Raw genomic sequence first — 6,937 nt, forward strand, 5'->3', positions numbered from 1 at the left:
CCAGGCCGAGGGGGTCCAGGTCCTGCTTATTGGGCAGAAAAGGAAGGCATCCCCTAGGAGCCGGATCAGTCGGCTGAGTGCGGAGTGTGACCTTTCCGTCGCTGAAGCCCTGGAGCGAGACCTTGACGGTTTGGTCGTACCGGGTGATTGGGCCGCTGACAAGATGAGAACTAACAGATCGTTTCTGGAAATAGTGCAAAAACAGTTTAATAATGGAAGACTACTCGCGAGTATTGCCGAAGGACACAGTGTGCTCATCTCAGCGAAGATATTGGAAGGGATGAAAGTGGCGGGTCTGCCCGAGATGAAGCGGGACATTGAGAACTGCGGCGCTTGCCAGGTTGACCAGCCTGTATATCAAGATAAGAACTTAGTTACGAGCAGATGTACTGATGACTTGCCAGAATTAATGCGGTGGGTCTTAGGATATTTGAAGGCAAGGTAGCTATTTATTTATGGTTCATTTGTTACTCAATTCAATTGCGCTTGATCCCAATCGTTGGACCGGAAAAAAGAATCTATAATATCGTTTAAGCGAGTTACTCCGACCCCTTATTGAAGCTGATTTTAGTATTGAAAATGGTTGTTTGAGGGCTTTTGGACTTCCTCTTTTGTGTAGACCAGTCGGCCACCGATAATAGTGGCCCACACCGAGTGGTCGTGATCCAGCACCACCAGATCCGCGTCCTTGCCAAGTTCAATGCTACCCTTTCTGTCGACAAGGCCCAGTACAGTGGCCGGATTTCTGGCGGCGGTATCTACGGCGGTTTCCAGGTTACAGCCGGTAAAGTCCCAGAATTTGAGCATCAGCTGGTGGAGGCTGTAGGTTGTTCCGATTAGAGTGCCGTCGAGGTAGCGGGCGGCGCCGCCTTGTGATTCGAACTCCTGCCCATAATAGTAATACCGTCCCGCAGGCAGTCCCATAGCCTGCATGCCATCGGTGATACAGACGCAGCGCTCGCCGCCAAATTGCTGGTAGATATAGCGCACCATCTTCTCGTGCAAGTGAAGGCCATCGCTGATGACCTGCACCGTCACATCCGGATGTTCAAAGATAGCCGGAACCGGTCCCGGATCGCGGTGATGGAGGGGGCGCATGGTATTGAAAATGTGGGTAACGTGGGAAATGCCCGCTTCGAGGCCCCGTTGGGTTTCGATGTAATTCGCGTCGGAATGGCCAAACGAAGCGATGATGCCGTGGTCGACCATGGCCTGAATTACGGTCAGCGCGCCGTCCACTTCGGGAGCGATAGTCATCATTTTAAGGTTATCGCCGGTGATCTGTATCAGCTCGTCAAGGGCTTTCCGGGAAGGTTTTTTTATTGCATTGAGCGGGATACCGCCTCTTTTGACCCTGCTGATAAAAGGTCCTTCGAGATGCAACCCCAGAAGGTTAGCTCCCCCCAGGTCCTGGCCCACGAGTTGCCCCGTGATTTTGAGGTGCTCGTTGCCGATCTCAGGGCGGGTCATGGCCGTGGCCAGGAAGCTGGTGATTCCCAGCCGGGCAAGGGTAGTGGAGATAGTGTTGAGGGCCTGGGGCGTGCCGTGCGACGTGTCACCGCCACCGGCACCATGAATGTGGACGTCAATAAGTCCAGGGATGGTAGTGCGACCGTCGGCATCTATAATGGGGGATTGATCCATATCGGTATCAACGCTGCCGAGGCGGGCAATCTTGCCAGCGATGATCAAAATATCCGTCGGTTGTTCCCGGGACAGCTGATTGTATAGCCGGCAGTTGCGGATGATCAAATGGTCGTGCATTCGATAATGTTGGGTAGATTAACTAAATATGTTACTAAAATTACGAGGGCGCTGACATGCTATATTAAGAGAAATGAGGAGCCCCTGCCTTTATGAGACAGTAACTGGCTCGTAATTGGATGTTGTTCTTTGGGGGAAGTATCATTGAGTGTGTACGAACCGCGTTGATTTCCCGGTTAAGTTCCGCCCGTATGGTTGCTCCCGCTAACATGCCACTGTAAACCTGCATATATATTGGATGGTACCCATGAAATCTCTTTACGCCACTTATGTTCTCCTACTACTGTATCCATTGGCTAATCTGACAGGTCAGCGTGGACCAATTACGAGTTCGCAGCTGCATCTGATGCCTGTACCGGCCAAGTTTGAGTTAAGAGACGGCCGTTTCAGAGTGACGGAGGAATTCGCGTTAGCCGTGAGTGGCCCGGAAGCTAGCCGGGTTTATGGTGGCGCAACCCGCATGCTCCGGCGTCTGTCCGGGCGAACGGGTTTCTTCTTTTCCCAGGCTTTTATTGGCACAGATGATACTACCAGTCGTGCGCCGCTGAAGCTAGAGTGGCAACGCATTGGCCAGGTGGTCCTCGGCGAAGTCGAATCGTATACCCTGGAGGTGACCCGTGATCAGATCACCCTTGCCGCCGAGACCGACATCGGTATTGTGAGGGGGCTGGAAACCCTGCTGCAGCTGTTAGCCGTGGACCGTAGGGGGTATTATTTCCCGGCTATCAGGATCGAAGATGCCCCCCGGTTTCCGTGGCGCGGTCTGTTGATTGATGCTTGCCGCCATTTTATGCCCGTAGAGGTTATTAAGCGCAACCTTGATGGTATGGCGGCCGTTAAGCTGAACGTGCTGCACTGGCACTTAAGTGAAGACCAGGGCTTCCGGGTTGAGTCCCGGACGCACCCCAGGCTGCATCAGCTGGGATCGGATGGGCTCTATTATACCCAGGAACAGATAAAGGAGGTTATTGCCTATGCCGATGCTCGGGGCATCCGGGTCATGCCTGAATTCGATATCCCCGGCCATGCCACCAGCTGGTTGGTCGCTTACCCCGAGCTGGCCAGCGCCCCGGGCCCTTATACGATTGAGCGTAAATGGGGCATATTTGACCCCACCATGGATCCAACCCGGGAAGAGACCTATGCTTTTCTGGATGCTTTCTTTAAGGAGATGAGCACCCTGTTTCCTGACCAGTATATGCACATCGGGGGTGATGAGGTCAATGGCAACCAGTGGAACGCCAATCCTGAGATTCAGGCCTTCATGCGTGCCCACCAGTTACCCGATAACCATGCTCTCCAGAGCTACTTCAATCGTCGGGTGCTTAAGATTCTCACCAGTTACGGCCGCAAGTTGGTCGGTTGGGATGAGATTTTCCATCCGGATTTGCCTACCAATATTGTTATCCAATCGTGGCGGGGGCAGGAGGCTTTGGTGGAAGCGGCCCGGCGGGGATACCAGAGCATCCTGTCCAATGGCTATTACATCGACCTCATCCAGCCCACCGGCTATCACTATCTCAACGATCCCGTTCCCGAGGGGGCTGAACTCATCGGTGAAGAACAGGCTAATATTCTGGGTGGTGAGGCCACTATGTGGGCCGAGTTTGTTACTCCGGAAACGATAGATTCCCGGATCTGGCCTCGTCTGGCAGCCATTGCCGAGCGGCTGTGGTCTCCCGCCCACGTTCGGGAGGTTGAGGATATGTATCGTCGCCTGGACGAGGTGAGTTTTCATCTGGAAGAGCTGGGCCTGACTCACGAAAGGAACTATCCCCTGATGCTGCGACGATTATCGAACAACGCTGACACTGAGCCTTTGAAAGTATTGGTTGACGTTATTGAGCCGGTGAAGATATATAACCGGCCCCGGCAGCGGGAGTATACATCTTATTCACCGCTGACGCGGGTGGTGGATGCCGCCCGCCCGGATGCTAGAGTGGCCCGGAACTTCCGGCGGCTGGTCAAGGATTACCTGCTTACGAAGCAGGCCCATCCAGTTCCTAGAAAACGGTTTCTGGCTTTCGGGCGTAAAGAGCGCTCTCCGCAGGCTGAAGAGATTGCGACCTGGCTGGCCTTGTGGCGGGACAACCATGCCCGCCTGAAGGTGATCATCGTCCAGTCACCTATCCTGAAGGAAATCGAGACGCTCTCTGCAGACCTGGGATATATCTCAGCGACGGGATTGGAGGCATTGGAGTATCTTGAGGCGGGGAAGCGGGCCTCAAGGAAGTGGGTGCAAGAAAAGCGTCAACAGATTGAAGCCGCCAATCAGCCTCGCGGGCAGGTGGAACTGATGGTGATAAGCGCCATTGATGCTTTAGTCCAGGCGGCGGGCGGTGTGTTTCCAACAGAGGCGGATTAAATTGACTCCAGTGATTCAGCTGTATCGGATGGCAACAGGTAACCTTCAGGACACCCAGAAGCGAGGTGACTTTGCGGTGTCACTCGTAGCTACCAATAAACTGAAAGGAAACTGCGGATGGCATGGGAAAGGGTAAAATGGTTCATTTTCATTTTGGTGGCCATCGTCGTAGTAACGGCTGGGCCCTACGCGGATGCGCAAAACAGGCCTGACGTAAGCAAGCCGATTGAGTTGTTGATCAGGTGCGACGATATCGGGATGAGTCACGCCGTCAACCAGGCCCTCAGGCAGGTCATTCAAACCGGACTGCCCTTTTCAGCGTCGGTTATGTTCGCTTGTCCCTGGTATCAGGAGGCGGTGGATATTCTTAAGGAGCACCCGGAAGTATCGGTGGGGGTGCACCTTACCCTGAATGCTGAGTGGAAAAACTACAAGTGGGGTCCGGTGGCGGACAGAGGAAAGGTTGCCAGCCTGGTGGATGAAGCGGGCCATTTCTTTCCCAGCCGGGACCAGCTCTATGCCAACAAGCCCAAAGTATCGCATGTGAGAAGGGAGCTCCGGGCCCAGATAGAAAGGGCGCTGGCGACGGGATTGCGCCTTGACTACGTTGACTATCACATGGGCACAGCCGTGTCCACGCCGGCGTTCCGGGCCGTGGTTGAAAAGCTGGCCCGGAAGTACGGTTTGGGCATTTCGCGTTATTTTGGTGAAGTGGATGCGCGGGGCATATACAATGTCCCGTATGAATATAAGACCGACAGCCTGGTAGTTTTTCTTCAAGAGCTGGAACCGGAGGTGGTGAATCTGTTAGTCTTTCACATCGGGCAGGACACCCCGGAATTAAGTGCCTTGCAGGACTTGAACCCTCATGGCCTGCCGGAGATGAGCAAGCATCGCAGTGCCGAACTGGAGGCTCTGTGCTCCGAAGAATTCAAGGCAGGCCTGGAAGCGCTCCGGATTCACCTGATTACCTATCGCGAATTTATTACGCGAATGGGGCTGGACAATATGCGACGGCCGGCGGACACAGGGTACTAGGATGCGATTTTCTCCCGCTGTCTTCTAGTGAGCAACCAGATCATTCCCTCGGGAATTCTCCTACGTAAAGCACTACCATACTTCATCAAATGGGGATATCTGCCCCCGGAGTCGCGGATTCTATCTTTCCAGCACTGGGCAATTCCGGCCTATCTCCAGTTTCAAGTGATGGCTTTACAGGATGACCGAGCCTGCTGGTTTTGATCCGGTTTGGCGGCATGGATCCGGGCCGGAAAGGGTTTGTCATCATACCACTTGAGAAAGGATGTCTGGGATCGTTTCTCGACGGTAACAGAGCCAGGTGGGGCCGTTCCATTTCCGGATTCAAAAGAATTTGTTAAAGATATCGGTCAAGGTGCCGATAGTGAAGGCTGGAAGCAAAAGGGAATCAGCGCTGCCGCAATCGCGCTGGTGAACCTGAGCGAGAGCACCGGAGTCAAGGAGCGATAAAACGGTGCTCGAAACCAAAGCCGCAAGGGCAGCAATGCCCATGCTCATGAAACAAGGAGGTAATCATGAGTTTCACACGTATCAACGCCAACCTGGCAGCGTTGGCTTCCTACAACGAACTCCTCGGTACAAACAGACAAGTCAGCAAAGGTCTGCTGCGATTATCTTCGGGTCTGAGGATCAACTCAGTCGGGGACGATCCGGCAGGTTTTTCGCTGGCTCGATCCATCGAGTCGCGTCGGCGTTCACTTTCACAGGCTCTCAATAACGTGGAGACCGCCAAGAACGTACTCAGTATTGCTGAGGGCGGTTACCTGGCGATTGCCGGCATTCTCCAGGTCATCAAGGAGAAGACGGTTCAGGCCGCGGACGACAGTTACAACTCCGATCAGAAGCAAGCGGTCCAAGGTCAGATTAACGCCCTGGTAGACGAGATCGATGACATCGTAAATGAGACCGAGTTCCAGGGGACGTTGCTGATCGACGGCTCCTTTACGGCAGCCGTGTTCCAGACCGGTGCCGCTGCCGGGGACATCTTCAACGTCGAGCTGGTCCAGGCGGATTCGGGGGCTTTAGGAGTTTCCAGCCTCAAGGTTTCCGATGCCAACTCAGCCTCGACTGCTATCGCCGCTGTAGACGATGCCATCAACACCCTCAACGTCACTGCCCAGAGGGTAGGTGAGTACATGCTCCGGTTGGATAATAAGTCGGATACCCTGGCCATCGCGGTGACCAACATCGAGGCCACCCGGAGCCGGATTGAGGATGCTGACTTCGCGAAAGAGCAGATGGATCTTATTCGCAACCAGATCATTCAGCAAACGGGATTTGCAGCATTTTCACAGGCCAATGCGGCACCCCAGCTGGTCCTATCGCTCTTCGCATAGTAACCAGCACTACCAGTTGGGGCTCCTCCAGAGGAAACCCGGCCTAAAAAGCCGGGTTTCCTTGTATTGGGGAGAATCGCAGTCCGATGATCCGGGCGCGAATAGGAACGGAAAACTGAAACTCCCTTGTTAGACCCCTCTTCGGTGTGGTCCCCAGATGGCCTTGTGCAATTGGATCTGGAACCGCACGGGGTCCCCAGCCGGCGGCTCGGTAAGGAGCCACTCCGCCAGGGTCTGGGATTCCATTTCGCCATAGACGGGTGCAAGCAGGATCGTGTGGCGCTCGTTTAGCTGGTGCGCCTCTATCTGCTTTTTAGCCCAGTCATAATCCTTCCGATCACCGATGACGAACTTGATTTCATCATGCGGTGCCAGATCATCCAGGATAGACCAGCGGTTGTGCTTCATCATCCCTGAGGAGGGCGTCTTGAAG

7 protein-coding genes are annotated in these 6,937 nt (G+C 54.3%); 5 read left to right on the plus strand and 2 right to left on the minus strand.

Annotated elements, in window-relative coordinates:
* The coding region (locus ACETWG_02905) for a DJ-1/PfpI family protein (protein ID MFB0515538.1) at positions 1–445 on the plus strand (445 nt) is incomplete at its 5' end.
* Positions 446–567: 122 nt separating this feature from the next.
* On the opposite strand, the gene nagA is transcribed toward ACETWG_02905, so the two are convergent.
* The gene (nagA, locus tag ACETWG_02910) at positions 568–1,764 is read right to left on the minus strand and encodes an N-acetylglucosamine-6-phosphate deacetylase (protein MFB0515539.1); all 1,197 of its coding nucleotides are present in this window, start codon (positions 1,762–1,764) and stop codon (positions 568–570) included.
* A gap of 346 nt (positions 1,765–2,110) precedes the next feature.
* On the opposite strand from nagA, the gene ACETWG_02915 reads away from it, so the two are divergent.
* The 4 genes from ACETWG_02915 to ACETWG_02930 all read left to right on the plus strand — a co-directional run bounded on the left by ACETWG_02915 (position 2,111) and on the right by ACETWG_02930 (position 6,504).
* Positions 2,111–4,129, plus strand: a complete 2,019-nt coding sequence (locus ACETWG_02915; GenBank protein MFB0515540.1) for a beta-N-acetylhexosaminidase — start codon at positions 2,111–2,113, stop codon at positions 4,127–4,129.
* Between the two features lie 117 nt (positions 4,130–4,246).
* Positions 4,247–5,167: a ChbG/HpnK family deacetylase gene (locus tag ACETWG_02920; protein ID MFB0515541.1), complete on the plus strand. Its 921-nt coding sequence runs from the start codon at positions 4,247–4,249 to the stop codon at positions 5,165–5,167.
* A gap of 240 nt (positions 5,168–5,407) precedes the next feature.
* Positions 5,408–5,617 (plus strand): hypothetical protein, encoded by a 210-nt coding sequence (locus ACETWG_02925; protein MFB0515542.1) that lies wholly within the window; start codon positions 5,408–5,410, stop codon positions 5,615–5,617.
* A 65-nt stretch (positions 5,618–5,682) separates the two neighbouring features.
* Positions 5,683–6,504 (plus strand): flagellin, encoded by an 822-nt coding sequence (locus tag ACETWG_02930; protein MFB0515543.1) that lies wholly within the window; start codon positions 5,683–5,685, stop codon positions 6,502–6,504.
* A 129-nt stretch (positions 6,505–6,633) separates the two neighbouring features.
* Here the strand turns inward: ACETWG_02930 and ACETWG_02935 are convergent.
* A partial coding sequence (locus ACETWG_02935) for a 7-carboxy-7-deazaguanine synthase (GenBank protein ID MFB0515544.1) occupies positions 6,634–6,937 on the minus strand: 304 nt, incomplete at its 5' end.

The organism is Candidatus Neomarinimicrobiota bacterium, assembly GCA_041862535.1.
GTDB lineage: Bacteria > Fidelibacterota > Marinisomatia > SCGC-AAA003-L08 > TS1B11.